19 protein-coding genes are annotated in these 15,517 nt (G+C 74.9%); 7 read left to right on the forward strand and 12 right to left on the reverse strand.

Translation table 11 applies throughout. From position 1 onward, the window contains the following. Nucleotides 1-143: 143 nt before the first annotated feature. The 4 genes from E8D37_RS11335 to E8D37_RS11350 all read right to left on the reverse strand — a co-directional run bounded on the left by E8D37_RS11335 (nucleotide 144) and on the right by E8D37_RS11350 (nucleotide 3,953). Complete coding sequence (locus E8D37_RS11335; RefSeq protein WP_136569875.1) at nucleotides 144-854, reverse strand: ABC transporter ATP-binding protein; 711 nt, start codon at nucleotides 852-854, stop codon at nucleotides 144-146. Further along, nucleotides 851-1,591, reverse strand: a complete 741-nt coding sequence (locus E8D37_RS11340; protein WP_136569876.1) for an ABC transporter ATP-binding protein — start codon at nucleotides 1,589-1,591, stop codon at nucleotides 851-853. The genes E8D37_RS11335 and E8D37_RS11340 overlap by 4 nt, the downstream gene beginning before the upstream one ends. Continuing rightward, nucleotides 1,588-2,883: an ABC transporter substrate-binding protein gene (locus E8D37_RS11345; protein ID WP_136569877.1), complete on the reverse strand. Its 1,296-nt coding sequence runs from the start codon at nucleotides 2,881-2,883 to the stop codon at nucleotides 1,588-1,590. The genes E8D37_RS11340 and E8D37_RS11345 overlap by 4 nt, the downstream gene beginning before the upstream one ends. A 278-nt stretch (nucleotides 2,884-3,161) precedes the next feature. Continuing rightward, nucleotides 3,162-3,953 (reverse strand): 2-keto-4-pentenoate hydratase, encoded by a 792-nt coding sequence (locus E8D37_RS11350; protein ID WP_136569878.1) that lies wholly within the window; start codon nucleotides 3,951-3,953, stop codon nucleotides 3,162-3,164. Nucleotides 3,954-4,358: 405 nt separating this feature from the next. Between E8D37_RS11350 and E8D37_RS19865 the strand changes: the two genes are divergently transcribed. Then, nucleotides 4,359-4,754, forward strand: coding sequence for a response regulator (locus E8D37_RS19865; RefSeq protein ID WP_168929724.1), 396 nt, complete (start codon nucleotides 4,359-4,361; stop codon nucleotides 4,752-4,754). A 21-nt stretch (nucleotides 4,755-4,775) separates the two neighbouring features. Here the strand turns inward: E8D37_RS19865 and E8D37_RS11360 are convergent, their stop codons facing one another. After that, entirely contained in the window at nucleotides 4,776-5,504 is a 729-nt protein-coding gene (locus E8D37_RS11360) for an SDR family oxidoreductase (RefSeq protein ID WP_136569880.1), read from the reverse strand. Then, entirely contained in the window at nucleotides 5,497-5,766 is a 270-nt protein-coding gene (locus E8D37_RS11365) for a hypothetical protein (RefSeq protein WP_136569881.1), read from the reverse strand. Before E8D37_RS11365 ends, E8D37_RS11360 begins: the two co-directional genes overlap by 8 nt. An 87-nt stretch (nucleotides 5,767-5,853) precedes the next feature. On the opposite strand from E8D37_RS11365, the gene E8D37_RS11370 reads away from it, so the two are divergent. Further along, complete coding sequence (locus E8D37_RS11370; protein WP_136569882.1) at nucleotides 5,854-6,501, forward strand: TetR/AcrR family transcriptional regulator; 648 nt, start codon at nucleotides 5,854-5,856, stop codon at nucleotides 6,499-6,501. On the opposite strand, the gene E8D37_RS11375 is transcribed toward E8D37_RS11370, so the two are convergent. The 6 genes from E8D37_RS11375 to E8D37_RS11400 all read right to left on the reverse strand — a co-directional run bounded on the left by E8D37_RS11375 (nucleotide 6,419) and on the right by E8D37_RS11400 (nucleotide 12,319). Continuing rightward, nucleotides 6,419-7,090 carry a hypothetical protein gene (locus tag E8D37_RS11375; protein WP_136569883.1) on the reverse strand — a complete coding sequence of 224 codons (672 nt, stop codon included), beginning with the start codon at nucleotides 7,088-7,090 and terminating at the stop codon, nucleotides 6,419-6,421. The two genes, E8D37_RS11370 and E8D37_RS11375, sit on opposite strands and share 83 nt — an antisense overlap. 135 nt (nucleotides 7,091-7,225) lie before the next feature. Then, nucleotides 7,226-8,443, reverse strand: a complete 1,218-nt coding sequence (gene pcaC / locus E8D37_RS11380; protein WP_240770357.1) for a 4-carboxymuconolactone decarboxylase — start codon at nucleotides 8,441-8,443, stop codon at nucleotides 7,226-7,228. A 49-nt stretch (nucleotides 8,444-8,492) separates the two neighbouring features. Then, a complete protein-coding gene (locus tag E8D37_RS11385) occupies nucleotides 8,493-9,749 on the reverse strand; it encodes a lyase family protein (RefSeq protein WP_136569884.1) in 1,257 nt (418 codons plus the stop codon). Further along, entirely contained in the window at nucleotides 9,746-10,318 is a 573-nt protein-coding gene (pcaG, locus tag E8D37_RS11390; RefSeq protein ID WP_206055702.1) for a protocatechuate 3,4-dioxygenase subunit alpha, read from the reverse strand. The genes E8D37_RS11385 and pcaG overlap by 4 nt, the downstream gene beginning before the upstream one ends. Next, nucleotides 10,315-11,076 (reverse strand): protocatechuate 3,4-dioxygenase subunit beta, encoded by a 762-nt coding sequence (gene pcaH / locus E8D37_RS11395; RefSeq protein ID WP_240770358.1) that lies wholly within the window; start codon nucleotides 11,074-11,076, stop codon nucleotides 10,315-10,317. Before pcaH ends, pcaG begins: the two co-directional genes overlap by 4 nt. 67 nt (nucleotides 11,077-11,143) lie before the next feature. Continuing rightward, a complete protein-coding gene (locus E8D37_RS11400; protein WP_136569886.1) occupies nucleotides 11,144-12,319 on the reverse strand; it encodes a 4-hydroxybenzoate 3-monooxygenase in 1,176 nt (391 codons plus the stop codon). A gap of 225 nt (nucleotides 12,320-12,544) precedes the next feature. Here E8D37_RS11400 and E8D37_RS11405 point away from each other — a divergent pair, with 225 nt between their 5' ends. From E8D37_RS11405 to E8D37_RS11425, 5 genes are all read left to right on the forward strand, one after another. Next, nucleotides 12,545-12,949: a response regulator gene (locus tag E8D37_RS11405; RefSeq protein WP_168929725.1), complete on the forward strand. Its 405-nt coding sequence runs from the start codon at nucleotides 12,545-12,547 to the stop codon at nucleotides 12,947-12,949. A 102-nt stretch (nucleotides 12,950-13,051) separates the two neighbouring features. Then, nucleotides 13,052-13,552 carry a response regulator gene (locus tag E8D37_RS11410; protein WP_136569888.1) on the forward strand — a complete coding sequence of 167 codons (501 nt, stop codon included), beginning with the start codon at nucleotides 13,052-13,054 and terminating at the stop codon, nucleotides 13,550-13,552. 61 nt (nucleotides 13,553-13,613) lie between these two features. Continuing rightward, a complete protein-coding gene (locus E8D37_RS11415; protein WP_240770359.1) occupies nucleotides 13,614-14,033 on the forward strand; it encodes a metalloregulator ArsR/SmtB family transcription factor in 420 nt (139 codons plus the stop codon). Further along, nucleotides 14,030-14,959, forward strand: coding sequence for a cation diffusion facilitator family transporter (locus E8D37_RS11420; RefSeq protein WP_136569889.1), 930 nt, complete (start codon nucleotides 14,030-14,032; stop codon nucleotides 14,957-14,959). The genes E8D37_RS11415 and E8D37_RS11420 overlap by 4 nt, the downstream gene beginning before the upstream one ends. A 155-nt stretch (nucleotides 14,960-15,114) precedes the next feature. Next, nucleotides 15,115-15,501, forward strand: a complete 387-nt coding sequence (locus E8D37_RS11425) for an ATP-binding protein (RefSeq protein ID WP_136569890.1) — start codon at nucleotides 15,115-15,117, stop codon at nucleotides 15,499-15,501. The last annotated feature ends 16 nt before the right edge of the window (nucleotides 15,502-15,517 follow it).

Raw genomic sequence — 15,517 nt, forward strand, 5'->3', positions numbered from 1 at the left:
TGGTGGTCTCCTTGGCGGTACGGGTCCGGCCGGGGCCGGGTGGGGACGATGTGGTGGGCCCGGGGCGCCGGGGAGAGCGCCGGGGGCGTGGTGACCCGGTGGCCGGGTCAGTGCCTGGGTCAGTGGCCGGGTCAGTGGCCGGGTCAGTGGCTGGGCGCGAGACCGAAGTAGGCGCTGGCCAGGTCGGCCCGCGACACCTGGTCGCTGGGCCCGGAGAGCACCGTGCGGCCCTCGAGCAGGCAGACGACGTGGTCGCTGGCGGCCAGCGCGTGGCCGGCGTCCTGCTCGACGAGGAGGACGGTGGTGCCCTGCTCGGTGATGGTCGGCAGGGTGGCGTAGATCTGGTCGACCACGACCGGGGCGAGACCGAGCGAGACCTCGTCGAGCATGAGCAGCTTCGGGTTGCTCATGAGCGCCCGGCAGATGGCGACCGCCTGCTGCTGACCGCCCGAGAGGTGCCGGCCGAGTCGGGCCCGGATGTCGCCGACGACGCCGAAGGTGTCGTAGAGGCGCTCGAGGCCCCACACGCCCGGGCGGCGGGTGTGGCCGCCGACGAGCAGGTTCTCCTCGACCGTCATGTTCGGGAACAGGCGGCGGCCCTCGGGCGTGACCGCGATCCCCAGCCGCGTCCGCTGGTGCGCGGCGAGCGGGGCCAGGTCGTGGCCGTCGAAGACGACCGAGCCGCCCGCGACCGGCACGATGCCGGCGATGGTCTTGAGCAGCGTGGTCTTGCCGGCGCCGTTGGCCCCGACGACGGCCAGGACGCCGCCCTCCTCCATGGAGAGGCTGACGCCGGACAGGGCCTGGAACTCGCCGTAGCGGGCACGCAGGTCGGTGATCTCGAGCAGGCTCACGACGCCTCCTCCATCTCCACGGTGCTGCCCAGGTAGACCTCGACGACGTCGGGGTGGGCCAGCACCTCCTCGGCGGGACCGTCGGCGAGCACGTGACCGCCGGCGAGGCACAGCAGGCGGTCGGTGACCGCGGTGAGCGCGTGGACGATGTGCTCGATCCACACGATCGTGATGCCCTCGGCCTTGAGGGCGGCGATGAGCTCGATGAGCGGCGGCAGCTCGGAGTCCGAGAGGCCACCGGCGATCTCGTCGAGCAGCAGCAGACGCGGGCCGGTGGCCAGCGCGCGGGCCAGCTCGAGGCGCTTGCGGTCGAGCAGGCGCAGCGAGCCGGCGAGCTCGTTGGAGAGGTGGATCAGGCCGGTGCGCTCCAGCGCGGAGCGGGCCGCGTCGTAGCCGGCCTGGCCGCGGAGGCCGCCACCGAAGGCGGCCCCCGCGTAGACGTTCTCGAAGACCGTCATGTCCGTGAAGGGGCGGGGCACCTGGAAGCTGCGGGCCACCCCGCGCTTGGTCCGGCTCGCGGCCGACGAGCGGGTCAGGTCGTGCCCGTCGAGGACGACCTCCCCCGCGTCCGGGGCGAGCACCCCGGTGATCATCGACAGCAGCGTCGACTTGCCGGCGCCGTTGGGGCCGACGATGCCCAGGGCCTCCCCCGGGGCGACCGAGAAGGAGAGGCCGTCGGCGACGACGACGGAGCCGAAGGACTTGGAGAGGCCGTTGACCTCCAGGTGCGCGCTCACTTCAGCGCCGCCAGCTGGGCCTCGACGGCGACCTGCGGGGCGTCGTTGTTGGCCACGATGGTGAGCTGGTTGGTGAAGTCACCGTCGGTGGCCGGGCTCCACTGGCCGCCGGCCAGCGGGGTCTTGGCGACGTTCGGCACGGGGCCCGAGGTGAAGTCGACCGGGCCGACGAGCGTGTCGGTGCTCAGGGTGGAGAGCGCGTCCACGATGGCCTGCTTGTCGTTGCTGCCGGCCTCCTCGACGGCGGCGGCGAGGACCTCGAACAGGGCCTCGGAGAAGCCCAGCGGCATCGACCACTGGTTGCCGGTGTCGGCCTCGTAGGCGTCGGCGAACTCCTGCGAGCTCTGGCCGAGGAGGGTCGAGGTGGTGTCGTACTGCGGGGCCCACCAGACCTCGGTGGCCAGGCCGTCGGCGCCGTCGCCGAGGGCGTCGACGGCGGCCGGGAACTCGATGGCCCGGGCGACCGTGGCGACCTTCGGGGTGTAGCCCTGCTGCTGGGCCTGCTGCCAGAAGGCGGCGAAGTCCGGCGGGGTCACGCAGGCGAGGAGGATGTCGTCGCCGTTCTTCTTGAACTGGGCGATCTGCGCGGAGTAGTCCTGGGTGCCGGACTCGAAGAGGCCCGGGTCGTCCAGGGTGTAGCCGCCGTCCTTGACCAGGTCGGGGAACGCGGCGGACCAGGCCTGGCCGTCGGCGTCGTTCGGCCACAGGGCCGCGACCTTCTTGTTCGTGTCGACCTGGTCCCACATGTTCTCGTAGGTCGAGGCGACGTCCTCGAGGCCCCAGAAGAAGTGGTAGGTCCAGTCGAAGCCCTGGTCGTCCGTGCCGCCGCGGCCGTAGTACCAGGGCTGCCACGGGGTGTCGTCGGTGATGCAGGGCGTGGAGTTCGCCTCGCACTGGTCGGAGACCGGGACGGTGGTGTCGGGCGTGGCGTGGGCCATGACGACGTCGACGCCGTCGGTGTTGATCAGCTCGCCGGCGACCTCGGCGGCGCGGGTCGGGTCGGACTGGGAGTCCTTGACGATGATCTGGACGTCGTAGTCGGTCCCGCCGGCCGAGATCGGGTTCTCGTCGAAGTAGGACTGCATCTGGTCGACGACCCACTCGTCGGGGGCACCGAAGGCGGCGAGGTTGCCGGTCAGGGGCGTCACGAAGCCGACCTTGATGGTCGTGCTGTCGGAGGCGGTGTCGGCCCCGCCGAGGTCGCCGCACGCGGCGGCGGAGGCGGCCAGGCCGAACGTCAGCGCCAGGGCCAGCGAGCGGCGGACCCGGGTGGAAGCGGTGGTGGAGGGCATCGCGGTCCTCTTCTGATCAGCCGACGCGCCGTCGCGTCGGGATGTCTGTGGCCGGTATCACACTGGAACCTCCGCACTGTGTGCCAGGCCACTTTCCCGCTTCGTGGGAGCGTTCATCCGTTCCTCACAGGACTGTGAGGCGGCCACGAGCGGACTGTGTCCGGGCACGCCCCGGACCCGCCCCTGCCCGGTTGCCACGAGCCCTGCAGGAGGGCGCGCGGGACCGGGCCGGCGGGTGTCGGCGTGCGGGTCGAGCGGGTCGAGCGGCGTGCGATGGGTCAGGCGGTGAAGCGGGCGGTCACGCCGCCCAGGGGGCCGCCGAACTGGGCGGTCACGGTGTCCCCGGGAGCCACGGGGATGGCGGCGGTCACCGAGCCGGGCAGGATCACGTGGCCCGCCTCGAGCACGGTCCCCCAGCGGCCGACGGTGTTCGCCAGCCAGACCAGGGAGCTGATGGAGGAGCCCAGCACGGCGGCACCGGTGCCGCTGGCCTGGACGACCCCGCGGTTGCGCAGCACGCAGCCGACGAGCCGGAGGTCGACGTCCTCGAGCCGCGTGGGCTTGGAGCCGAGCACCACGCCCCCGGAGGAGGCGTTGTCGGCGACGGTGTCGAGGAGGCCGATGCGCCAGTCCTCGATCCGGCTGTCGATGATCTCGAGCGCCGGCACGACGTAGTCGACCGCCGCCACGACCTCGGCCAGGGTGACCCCGGGGCCGGCGAGCGGGCGCTTGAGCACGAAGGCGATCTCCGGCTCGACGCGGGGCGCGATCCAGGTGGACGCCGGGATCGCCGCGTGCTCGAGGTGGAACATGGACTCCCACAGGTGCCCGAAGTCGGGCTGGTCGACGCCGAGCATCCGCTGCATCGCCAGGGACGTGAGCCCGACCTTGTGCCCGCGGACGCGCTCGCCGCGGTCGAGCCGGGTGCGCACCTGGGCGAGCTGGATCGCGTAGGCGTCGTCGAGGGTCAGCCCCTCGTAGGTCTCCGTGAGCGGCGGGACCGGCTTGCCGGTGGACTCCGCCTCCAGCAGCGCCTGCGCCGCCTCGTTCCGGACCTCGTCGCTGGCCATGGGCCACCCCTCACTTCCCGCCGGGCTCGGCCCGGGTCGACACGTGCACGAGCCGGGCACGGCACGGCCCGGTCCTCGTGCCTCACATCACACCCCGCAGGGCACGTGTGGTCCACGTCATCGTCTCACCGGATGGGAAGGCCGCGCCCCGCGGTTCTGCGCGCAGAATTCGGGACCCGTCCTGTCCGCCGAGAACGACGTCGCCCTCGCGTCGTCTTTACTTTACTCGGGCCGCAGACGCACCATGGGCCCCACGCGCGCCCGCCCCGCCCCCACCTTCTGGCGCCGCGCTTCCCCCCCACCGTCGCTCCCCCCTGCGAGGCCACTCCCGTGAGTCGATCCCCCGATCGCGCCCCTGGCCGTGTCCCCGGACGCGTTCCGGAGCCCCCGCCGGGTGCCGCGCGCGTGCTCGTCGTCGAGGACGACGTGCAGCTGCGGCACCTCCTGGCGATCCTGCTCGAGCGCCACGGGCTCGAGGTGCTCGAGGCGGGCACCGGCGCGGCGGCGCAGGCACGGCTGGCGCAGGACGCCGAGGTGGCGGTCGTCATACTCGACCAGGGCCTGCCAGACACCACCGGGCTCGCGCTGCTGGGCGCCTGCCCGGGGCTGCACGGCCCGACCCGCCCCGGGGTGGTGGCCCTCACCGGCGACACCGACCCGGGGCTCGCCGGGCGCTTCCGGGACGCCGGGGCCGACGTCGTCCTGCACAAGCCGTTCGGGCCCGAGCGACTGGTCGGCGTCGTCGCGAGCCTGGCCGCGGACGCGCAGGAGCGCCGCGCGAGCCACGCGCGGCGCTCCTGAGCGGCGTCCGGGGACGACGGCTCAGACCAGCTCCCAGCCACCGTCCACGGTGAGGGTCTGGCCGGTGACGAAGCCGTTGCCGAGGAGGAAGAGGAACGCTGCGGCGACCTCCTCGACGGTCGCGGTGCGGCCGAGCGGCACCTGCGCCGAGATCGCCCGGCGGGTGGCCTCGACGTCCGCGGGGTCGAGGTCGCGCCACAGCGGCGTGACGGTCCACCCGGGCGCGACGGCGTTGACGCGGACGCGCGGGGCCAGCTCGACGGCGAGCCCCTGGACGAGCATGCGCAGGTCGGCGTTGCCCAGGACCGCCCCGGCCGCCTGGTGCGGCTTGCCCCCTGCGCCGGCGGTCAGGGTGAGGCTCCCGCCCTCGGCGAGCAGGGGTGCGGCGGCCCGCGCCAGCCGCAGGCCCGCCTCGAACTTGTCGCGCACGGGCCCGAGGACGTCGTCGAGGGAGCCGTCGAGGAAGCCGCCGGCCGACGCGCCGCCGGCGGTGGAGACGACGTGGGCCAGCGGGCCCTCCGCCGCCACGGTGCCGAGGAGGTCGGCGAGGGCGTCGGCGTCCATGACGTCGACCGCGTGACCGGCCACGAAGGTGCCGGTCTCCTCGGCGAGGTCGGCGGCGACCGACGCGGCCTTCTTCTCGTCGCGACTGGTGACGTGCACGGCACGCCCCTCGCGGGCGAGGTGGCGGGCGACGGCCCGACCGAAGCCGGAGGCGCCGCCGATGACGAGGATGCTGCCGTCAGGCATGGTGCGCACGGCTCCGGTCGGCGTGGTCCGCCCGGGAGCGGGCCCAGCCCTCGATCCGCGCGTCGAGCTCGCGGTCGTGCGCCTCGCCCGCCGACACGCGGGCCGCGCGCTGCTCGAGCCAGGCCTCGTGGTCGGGGCGCTGCTTGTAGAGCGGGTGGAAGGGCAGCAGGTCAGCGGACTGACCCATGCCCAGGATGAGGAGCGTGCCGATGACGACGGTGACGAGCGTCAGCCACAGCGTCCAGGTAACGACGTCTGACATGGTGGAGCCTCCTGAGGGTGGTGCCGACGGAGCGGCACGGTTGATGGTAGAAACGCTACGATTGCCGTATCGATTCCGGAGGTGGCCGTGAGCACGACCACGCCGGGGGCTCGTTCCGCCCCCGCCCCGTCCACGCCCGCGCGCCTCGAGCGGCAGCGCAGGATCGACGAGGCCGTGCTGGGTCTGCTCCGCGAGCAGGGGCCCGCCGCGGTGACGATGGAGGCGGTCGCTGCGCGCGCGGGCGTCGCGAAGACCACGCTGTACCGCCGGCACCCGGACCGATCCGCCCTGCTCTCCTCGACCCTGGGCCGGGCGATCGTCGCCTGGGACGCCTCCCCCGAGGGCGACGTGCGGCAGCGGGTCCGCGCGGCGCTGGAGGAGTGCTGGCGCCAGCTGCGCGACGTGCTCGGGCCGGGCGGGGTCGCGGGTCTGCTGCGAGACGAGGACCCGGCGTACACCGCCGCCGTCCGCGGCGTCCTCGTCGGGTGGGCGGACGCCCTGCGCCGGCTCGTCGACGCCGACCGGGAGGACGGGACCGTGCGCGCCGACGTCGACCCCGACGCCGTCGTCACCCTGCTGCTCGGCTCGTACCTCGGGGCCCTCCTGTGGCACGGGGAGGCCCCACCCGCGCTGCTCGAGGGCTGCGCCGAGCTCATGTGGGCCGGCCTGGTCGGCCCGGGCCCGGCCCCGACGACGACGGCGACGACGGCGCCGACGAGCCCGACTCGCTCCTGACCCCCGCCAGGCGCGCCACCAGACCGGCGGCCCGCACGGAGGCCCGCGCGGTCGCGACGTGCACCGCGTCGAGGGCGACGGTCACGGGCGCCGGGGTCTCGAGCGCCGCGAGCAGGAGCACGTGGTCGAGGTGGTCGGCCGCCGTCCGCCACCAGGTGCCCACGAGGGTGGCCGCCCGCCGGGCCGCGCGCCGGGCCCGCCCCCCTCGACCACCGGCGCGGGCAGCGTCCTCGGTGGCGTCGGCGGCGCTCTCGGTCAGCACCTCGGAGGACCCGTCGAGCCGCACCGCCGCGACCGTGACGTGCGCCGGCGAGGCCGGGGAGGTGGGCGACAACGGGGTGCGCGGCGACAGGGTGACGCCCGCGTCGGCCGCGGAGGCATCGGCGGACTGGGAGTGGCCGGAGGTCGGCCCCGGCGCCGCCTCGGCCGGGCTGGAGGCCAGGGCGAGCGACACCGCCGTGAGGGCGGTCGCCACCGCCACGGCGGCGCGGGCGCGCAGCAGGCGCGCCGGCGGGGCGGCGGGTGCGGGGGGCGTGCGGGGCGTGCGGGACGTGGTGGCGTCGGACGGCCGGTCTCCTCGATCGGTCATGGGACCACCGTGCGGAGTCGTCCGCCACGCGCGCTGAGAGGACGGCGAGCGGACCCTGTGGATCGACGACCGGCTCGTCACACCACCGTCAGCCGGCTCGCGTCACCGGCCCTGCCGGGCCCTGCCGGGCCCGGCTCAGCCGAGCTCGTCGGCGAGCACCTGCTGGGCGATCCGGAACGCCGTGTTCGCGTCCGGGACGCCGCAGTAGATCGCCGTCTGCAGCAGGCACTCCTTGATCTCGTCCACGGTCAGGCCGTTGGTGCGGGCGGCCCGCACGTGCATGGCGAGCTCCTCGTGGTGCCCCCGCGCGACGAGGGCCGTGAGCGTGATGAGCGAGCGGGAGCGCCGGTCCAGGCCCGGGCGGGTCCAGATGCTGCCCCAGGCGTACTCGGTGATGAGGGACTGGAAGTCCGCGGTGAGGTCGGTGGTGGCGGCCACGGCCCGGTCGACGTGGGCGTCGCCGAGCACCGCGCGCCGGACCTGCATGCCGGCGGCGCGCACGTCGGCGCGGGTGAGGTCGTCGCCCGCGGCCGGGGCGGCCGGCTCCGGGGCGTCGGGCTCAGGGGCGTCGAGCGGCTCGCCGAGCGCGTGCGCCCGCACGAGCCGGGCCGTCTCCTCGACGGCCTCGACCGGGGCCAGGTGGCCCACGCCGTCCAGGACGACGAGCCGACCGTCCTGCACGCCCTCGGCGATCTGGTCGAGCCCGGCCACGGGCGTCGCCACGTCCTCGCTGCCGGCCACCGCCAGCACCGGCGCGGCGATCTCGTCGAGGCGGTCGCGGACGTCGAACGTCGCCAGCGCCTCGCACACGGCGACGTACCCGGCGTCGCCGGCGTCGGAGAGCGAGTGCAGCAGCGCCCCGCCGACCTCCGGCTCACGCTCGAGGAAGCCGGGGCCGAACCAGCGCTGCGAGGATCCGGCGACCATGGCCGGGGTGCCCGACGCGGTGACCGTGACCATCCGCTCGCGCCACGACTCCTCGGTGCCGATGCGGGCGCCGGTGCACAGCAGCGAGGCCGACAGCACCCGCGAGGGCGCGTCGAGGAGCAGCTGGAGGCCGATCGCGCCGCCGACGGAGTCGCCCGCGTAGTGGAAGGGCACCGGCTGGAGGCTGTCGGTCACCCGGTCGACGGTGGCCAGGACGTCGGCGGCCAGGTCGGCCATCGTGAGCCCGGTCGGCGCGCTGCGGTCGTGCCCGTGCCCCGGCAGGTCGATGCCGACCAGCTGGAAGTCGTCCGCGAGCAGGCGCGCGGCCTGCCCCCACAGGGCGGTCACGGAGGTGCCGAGCGACGGCACGAGGACCATCAGCGGCAGGTCGGGGCGGCCTCCGAGGCGGACGGCGGTGACGGGCACGGGTGCTCCTTCGATCGGGGTGCGGGGCTGCTGGTCAGGGGGCTGCTGGTCAGGGGGTGGGGCGATGGGCCCGGCGCAGGACCTCGTCCACGAGGTCCTCGGCCAGGCCGAGGTAGGGCCCGACGGGCTCGTGCCCGGCGACGCCGGCCAGGCCGCGCTGCTCGGCGGTGAGGGCGTCGGCGGCGCCGAGGGCGCGCTCGGCCATCACGTCCGCGCGCACCTCGAGGGCCTCGAGGAGCGCGGTGGCCTCGGCGCCCGCGACGACGGTGCGCCGCAGCAGGTCGGCGAGGGTGGCCCACTCCGCGTGCCAGGCGCCGTCCGCGCGCTCGTCGACCTGGTCGGCCGCGGCGAGGTGCAGCGTGGCGGCGAGCCCGGGGGCGACGAGGGCCGTGCGCCGCACGAGCACCGCGAGGGTGGGGTTGGCCTTCTGCGGCATCGTCGAGGAGCCGCCGGTCGCGGCGAGGGCGAGCTCGCCCACCTCCGGCCGGGTCAGCACGAGGACGTCGCGGGCGATCCGGCCCCAGGCGTCCGTGGCCGCCACCGCGGCGTCGCCGAGGGCGGTGACCGGGCCGCGGGTGGTGTGCCAGGGGGCGACCGCCTCGAGCCCGAGCGCGTCGGCGAACCGCTGCCGGACGTCGCGGGCCAGCCGCGCTCGGGCGGCCGGGTCCTCCCCCGCCGCCCGACCGGCCAGCTCGACCAGGCCGGACAGCGTCCCCCCGGCCCCGCCGAGCTGCACGGGGAACCGGAGCGCCGCCAGCCGGTCGCGGGCGTCCAGGACGCCGACCAGCCACCCGGCCGCCTTCACGCCGAACGTGGTCGGGACGGCGTGCTGGGTGAGGGTCCGCGCCGCCATGAGCGACCCGCGGTGCTCCGCGGCGAGCTCGGCCAGCAGCACGACCTGCTCCTCGACGTCCGCGACGACGGCGTCGACCGCGTCCCGGGAGCAGAGCACGAGGGCGGTGTCGACCACGTCCTGGCTGGTGAGCCCGCGGTGCAGCCACGTGGCCGCGACGGTGCGCCCGGCCGGCCCGGCCGAGAGCCGCTCGCGCAGGAGCGCGACGAGCCCGATGACGGGGTTGCCGCCGGACTCCGCACCCTCGGCCAGCGCGTCACGCTGGGCCAGGACGTCGTCGGTCAGGTCGCGGACCGCCCGCCCGGCGTCCGCCCCGACGGTGTCGGGGGCGAGGCCGGAGGAGACCAGGGCGTCGAGCCAGGCGGCCTCCACCTCCACCAGGGCGCGGCAGTACGCCTCGTCGCCCAGCAGGCCACCGGCCCGGTGGTCGCCGGGCCAGAACAGGGAGGTCACGAGGCAGAGTGTCCCGGATACGTCAGGAACACGGTCTCGCCCTCCCCCTGGAGGCGGATGTCGAAGCGCAGACCGGTCTCGTCCCGCTCGGTCAGGAGCGTGCCCGCCCGCTCGCCGACGGAGGTGAGCAGGGCGTCCGGCTCGGCCCCGTCCAGCGGCAGGTAGGCGCGGGTGAAGAGCCGGTTGAGCAGGCCGCGGGCGAAGACCGTGACGCCGAAGAACGGCAGGCCGCCGTCGACGCCGCCCGGTGCCAGCGTGGTGAAGGTGTAGCGCCCGGAGATGTCGGTGGTGGAGCGGCCGAAGCCGGTGAAGGTGAACCCGTCGCGGCGCATCGAGCCGGTCCTGCGCGGCACGGCGCCGCTGGGGTCGGCCTGCCAGATCTCGACCAGGGCGTCCTGGATCGGCGCTCCGTCGCCGTCCCGCACGGTGCCGTGCAGCAGCAGGGCGCCCGGGGTGCCCGGGGCCACGAGGTCGCGGTCGCCGTCGAAGGGCAGGGCGAAGTGGAAGAACGGGCCGATCGTCTGGCCGGGGGTGGCCGTCAGGGTGGGGGCCGGGGACGTGGCGGTCACTGGTGGTCCTCCTGCTCGAGCGGGGTCGCGTGCGCGCCGGTGAGGACGATGTCCCACCGGTAGCCCATGAGCACCTCGGGCTGGGTCAGGTCGTGGTCGTAGGTGGAGACGAGCCGCTCGCGGGCCTTGGGGTCGACGATCGACTGGTAGATCGGGTCGAGCGCGAACAGCGGGTCGCCCGGGAAGTACATCTGCGTGATCATCCGCTGGGTGAAGTCCGTGCCGAACAGCGAGAAGTGGATGTGCGCGGGCCGCCAGGCGTTGAGGTGGTTGCGCCACGGGTAGGGCCCCGGCTTGATGGTGGTGAAGCGGTAGGTGCCGTCGTCGTCGGTGAGGCAGCGGCCCAGGCCGGTGAAGTTCGGGTCGATCGGGGCGGGGTGCTGGTCCCGCTTGTGGATGTAGCGGCCGCCGGCGTTGGCCTGCCAGATCTCGACGAGCTGGCGGCGGACCGGGCGGCCCTGGCCGTCCACGACCCTGCCGGTCACCACGATCTTCTCGCCCTGGGGCTCGCCGCGGCGCTGGATGGTGAGGTCGGCCTCGAGCGGGTCGATGTCGCGCTCGCCGAAGCAGGGCGCCCAGAGCTCGATGCCCTCCGGGTCGGCGTGGTGGGGGTCCTTCGTGGGGTGACGCAGGATGCTGGAGCGGTAGGGGGCGTAGTCCAGCCGCGGCTGGGTCTCCTCGGCCCCCGACTGCTCGTAGTCGTGGGCGGTCGCCGCGATCTCCGCGTCGATCTGACGCTGGGTCTCGAGCTCGGGCACGGTGTCCTCCGGGTCTGTGACGGGTGGGGCGTTCAGGGGGTGCCGGTCGGCGGGTGGGCGGCCCGGCTCAGCGCGAGGGCCAGCCGGTGTAGCCCTCGGCCAGGTAGGCGGAGCCGGCCTCGGAGCCGACCAGCCAGGAGAGCTCGCCGAGCTGGCGCAGCTCGTCGAAGTCGCTGCCCTCGGCGGTGCGGTGCAGCATCGTCGTCATCCAGTACGAGAAGTGCTGGGCCTTCCAGACCCGCGACAGGGCGCGCTCGGTGTAGCCGTCGAGCGCCGCGGCGTCGTCCTTGACCAGGGCCCGCTCGAGGACCTCCGCCAGCACGCGGACGTCGGCGAGGGCGAGGTTGAGGCCCTTCGCGCCGGTCGGCGGGACGGTGTGGGCGGCGTCCCCGGCGAGCACGAGGTTCCCGTGGCGCATCGGGGTCTGGACGAACGAGCGGAACGGCAGGACCGACTTCTCGATCACCGGCCCGGTGCGCAGCACGAAGTCGTCGTGCCCGGCGGTGCGCGCGTGCATCTCCGACCAGATCCGGTCCTCCGACCAGGCCGTGGGGTCCTCCCCCGCGTCGCACTGGAAGTACATCCGCTGGACGTCCTCGGTGCGCTGGCTGATGAGCGCGAAGCCGCGCTCGGAGCGGGTGTAGACGAGCTCGTCGGCGCTCTTCGGGGCCTCGCAGAGGAAGCCGAACCAGGCGAAGGGGTACTCGCGGAAGTACTGCTTCCGGGGGTCCACGAGGGCCCGGCAGATGCTGCGGGAGCCGTCGGCGCCGACCACGATCTCCGCGCGGACCTCGTGCGTGACGCCCTCGGCGTCGACGTAGGTGACGCGCGGGGAGCCCGTGACGTCGTGGACCTGGGTGCCGCTGATCCCGTAGCGCAGGTCGCCCCCGTCGCGGGTGCGGGTGCGGTGCAGGTCGACGAACACCTCGGTCTGCGGGTAGAGCCACACGGAGGCGCCGACGTGGCGCTCGAAGTCGACGTGGTGGTTGACGCCGCCGAACCGCAGGTGGATGCCGCCGTGACGGTCGCCCTCGGTCAGCACCCGCTCGCTGGCCCCGGAGTCGACGAGCAGGCGCACGGCGTCCCGCTCGAGGATGCCGGCGCGGTGCGTGGTCTCGATCTCGGCGACCTCGCGGTGGTCGAGGACCACGGACTCGATGCCGGAGAGGTGCAGCAGGTGGGAGAGCATGAGGCCCGCCGGGCCCCCACCCACGATGGCGACGCGGGTGCGCGTGGTGCTCATGATCGACTCCTTCTCGAGGAGGGGTACGGGGCTCTCCTCGGGTCACGGCCCGACCGGGCCGCTGGTCCCGCACGCTAGAGACCTGGGTCACGTGACGTCGACCACTTCCTTCCGCCCAGCGGAAGACGAATTTCGGGAGCAGGTCTCGCGGCCCGGCGCACGCCCGCCGCCCCGCTCCCGCGGCAGCGGGCTCAGGAGCGGCCCCGACCTGCCGAACTCACCTCCGTGGCACGCATCCAGATCTCCGAGGCGGACGACGACCTCCGCCTGCTCCTGCGCGTGCGCCTGCACCGCAGTGGGCACGAGGTGATCGAGGCCCGCGACGGACGCGAGGCGCTGCGCCAGCTCCTGCACGAGCAGGTCGACCTCGCCCTCGTCGAGATCGGCCTCCCCCAGCTCGACGGGCACGACGTCCTGCGCACCGTCCGCGACCAGCAACCGGCGACCCGCCCCACCCTGGTGGCGCTCTCCGGGCTCGGCGACCGGCTGCGCGACCGCGGCGGCGTCCGCGAGGCCTACGTGAGCGGCGCCGACGACGTCATCACCAAGCCGTTCGTCATGGACGACATCGTCGAGCGCGTGGCCATGCACCTCGACGAGCGCCTCGTCGTGGGCCCGCCACCCTGGTGAGGAACCCGCTCGGGAAGGACCTCCGCCCTTCCTCACGGGACCTTCATCCCCACCCGGCCCGCGTGACCTCAGGAGGCCCGCCGCCCCGTCGATCCACCGGGCATGGGACGCCTGCTCGTCGTCGAGGACGACCGTGACCTCCGCCTGCTGCTGCGCTACGTCCTGGTCCGCGCCGGCCACGACGTGAGCACGGTCGCCGACGGCGCCACCGCCCTGCACGCCAGCGCCGTGGACCGGTTCGACCTGGTCCTCCTCGACAACCTCATGCCCGGGATGGACGGCGTGGAGGTGCTCGAGGCCCTCAGCCGCCGGCGCCGCGAGTGCCGGCCCCGGACCCTGGTGCTCTCGGGTCTCGTCGAGCCCGAGGACGTCCGCCGCTACTTCGACCTCGGGGCGCTGGGCGTCGTGGCCAAGCCGTTCGCGCAGGCGGACCTGCTCGACCGCGTCGCCGCCGCCCTCGCCTCCCCGCTGCCGCTGACGGACGACGACCGGGCGGACGAGCAGCAGGACGCGGACGCACCGGCCCGCCCCGTCCTGCTGGACCTGCCCCGCGCCCGCCCCTTCGCGACCGCGGACGTCGCGCACCTGGTGCGCAGCGCCTGACCCTCTCCCCCAGCGAGCACCGGCCGGCGGAAACAGCGTTGCTGGACGCTATCATCGTCGCATGACGATGAGTCAGGGGTCGCCGACGCTGCCCCACGCGCACGACGTGCCGGACGGTCGCGAGGCCGCCGCGGCGTTCCTGTTCCACGGCTTCGCCGACGCCAGCCGGCTGCGCCTGCTCCGGCACCTGCTCACCGGCCCGCACCGCGTGGTCGACCTCGTCGCGCACGTCGGCCTCGCCCAGTCCACGGTCTCGCGGCACCTCGCCTGCCTGCGCGAGTGCGGCCTGGTCAGCTCGCGCGCCGAGGGTCGCGCGTCCGTCTTCACCCTCACCCACCCCGACCTCGTGCGGGCCCTCCTCGCCTCCGCGGGCGACGTCCTGGACGCCACGGGCGCGCCGTGCCGGGGCCACGGGCACCCCGCCGGGCACGCTGCCGGGCACGCTGGGGCTGACCCGGCCGGGGCGGAGCGGGACGCATGAGCGCTCACTCACACGGGCACACCGGGCACGGGCACACGCACGACCTGCCCGACCACCGCGGCCGCCTGGCGGCGGTGCTCGCGATCACCCTCACCGTCCTGGTCGCGGAGGTGGTGGGCGCCGTGGTGTCCGGCAGCCTCGCGCTGCTCACGGACGCCGCGCACGTCCTCACCGACGCGGGCGGCCTCGTGCTCGGGCTGGTGGCCGCGTCCCTGGCGCGCCGCCCCACGACCGACACCCACTCGTGGGGCTGGCGTCGCGCCGAGGTGCTCGGAGCCGCGGCCCAGGCGGCCGTGCTGCTGGGCGTCGGGCTGTACGTGCTCGTCGAGTCGGTGAGCCGCCTGCTCTCCCCCGAGCCGGTGGCCTCCGGCGCGATGCTCGTGTTCGGCGCCGTCGGGCTGGTCGGCAACCTGGTCGGGCTGGGACTCCTGGTGGGCGCCCGCGGCGCGGACCTGAACCTGCGGGCCGCGTTCCTCGAGGTCGCCAACGACACGCTCGGCTCGGTCGCGGTGCTCGTCGCCGCCGCCGTCGTCGCCCTCACCGGGTGGGCGCGGGCGGACGCCGTCGCCTCGCTGGTCATCGTCGCCCTCATCCTGCCGCGGACGCTGCTGCTCCTCGCCAGCACCGGGCGGGTGCTGCTCGAGGCCACGCCGGCCGGCATCGACGTCGCCGCCCTGCGCGGCCGGCTGTGCACGCACCCCCACGTGCTCGCCGTCCACGACCTGCACGTCACCCAGGTCGCGACCGGGCTACCCACGCTCACCGCCCACGTGGTGGTGACCGACGAGTGCTTCCTCGACGGTCACCTCGGGCCCCTGCTCGACGAGCTCCAGGCGCTGTTGGCCCGCGACTTCGACGTCGCGCACTCGACCCTCCAGTTCGAGTCCGAGCGGCACGCCGAGCACGAGCACGCCGCGCACCCCTGACCGGCCCCTGACCGGCCCCTGACCGGCCCCTGCCCGGCCCGCCCGCGCCGACGCCCGCGACCCCACGTGAGCAGGCGCACCGCGTCCGGCGCGGGAGGGCGGTGTGGACCGGCGAGGACCTGGGTAGAAGCCCCTTCGCAACGAAAGGGGCCACCATGCAGCACCAGCACCTGGCGCGGGACACCGCCAGCGTCGGCGTCGCCCGGCACCGCCTGAGGGCGGCGCTCGCGGACGCCGGCGTCGGTGACCCCGTCGCCTACGACGCCACTCTCGTGCTCTCGGAGCTCGTCTCGAACGCCGTCGAGCACGGACATCCCGACGCGACCGGAGGCATCTCGGTCGGGTGGAGCATCGAGCCGGACCGGATCGTCATCGACGTCCGGGACGCCGGACCGACCCGCCGCTTCGAGCCGGGTCACCCCTCCGCGGACGCCACGCGGGGACGCGGCCTGATGATCGTCGACGACATCTGCTCGGCCTGGCACGTGGAGACCGACCACGGCACGCGCGTGGTCGCCGAGCTGGCCCTCACCGCGGCCTGAGCCCGACCCCCACGAC

It is taken from the genome of Nocardioides sp. GY 10127, assembly GCF_004919085.1.
Lineage (GTDB): Bacteria > Actinomycetota > Actinomycetes > Propionibacteriales > Nocardioidaceae > Nocardioides.

Bases quoted from the DNA above. Each gene is read 5' to 3' on its own strand.
- E8D37_RS11345 (WP_136569877.1), bottom strand. From the start codon at position 2,883: ATGCCCTCCACCACCGCTTCCACCCGGGTCCGCCGCTCGCTGGCCCTG.
- E8D37_RS11350 (WP_136569878.1), bottom strand. From the start codon at position 3,953: ATGGCCAGCGACGAGGTCCGGAACGAGGCGGCGCAGGCGCTGCTGGAG.
- E8D37_RS11360 (WP_136569880.1), bottom strand. From the start codon at position 5,504: ATGCCTGACGGCAGCATCCTCGTCATCGGCGGCGCCTCCGGCTTCGGT.
- E8D37_RS11365 (WP_136569881.1), bottom strand. From the start codon at position 5,766: ATGTCAGACGTCGTTACCTGGACGCTGTGGCTGACGCTCGTCACCGTC.
- E8D37_RS11375 (WP_136569883.1), bottom strand. From the start codon at position 7,090: ATGACCGATCGAGGAGACCGGCCGTCCGACGCCACCACGTCCCGCACG.
- E8D37_RS11400 (WP_136569886.1), bottom strand. From the start codon at position 12,319: ATGAGCACCACGCGCACCCGCGTCGCCATCGTGGGTGGGGGCCCGGCG.
- E8D37_RS11410 (WP_136569888.1), top strand. From the start codon at position 13,052: ATGGGACGCCTGCTCGTCGTCGAGGACGACCGTGACCTCCGCCTGCTG.
- E8D37_RS11415 (WP_240770359.1), top strand. From the start codon at position 13,614: ATGACGATGAGTCAGGGGTCGCCGACGCTGCCCCACGCGCACGACGTG.
- E8D37_RS11420 (WP_136569889.1), top strand. From the start codon at position 14,030: ATGAGCGCTCACTCACACGGGCACACCGGGCACGGGCACACGCACGAC.
- E8D37_RS11425 (WP_136569890.1), top strand. From the start codon at position 15,115: ATGCAGCACCAGCACCTGGCGCGGGACACCGCCAGCGTCGGCGTCGCC.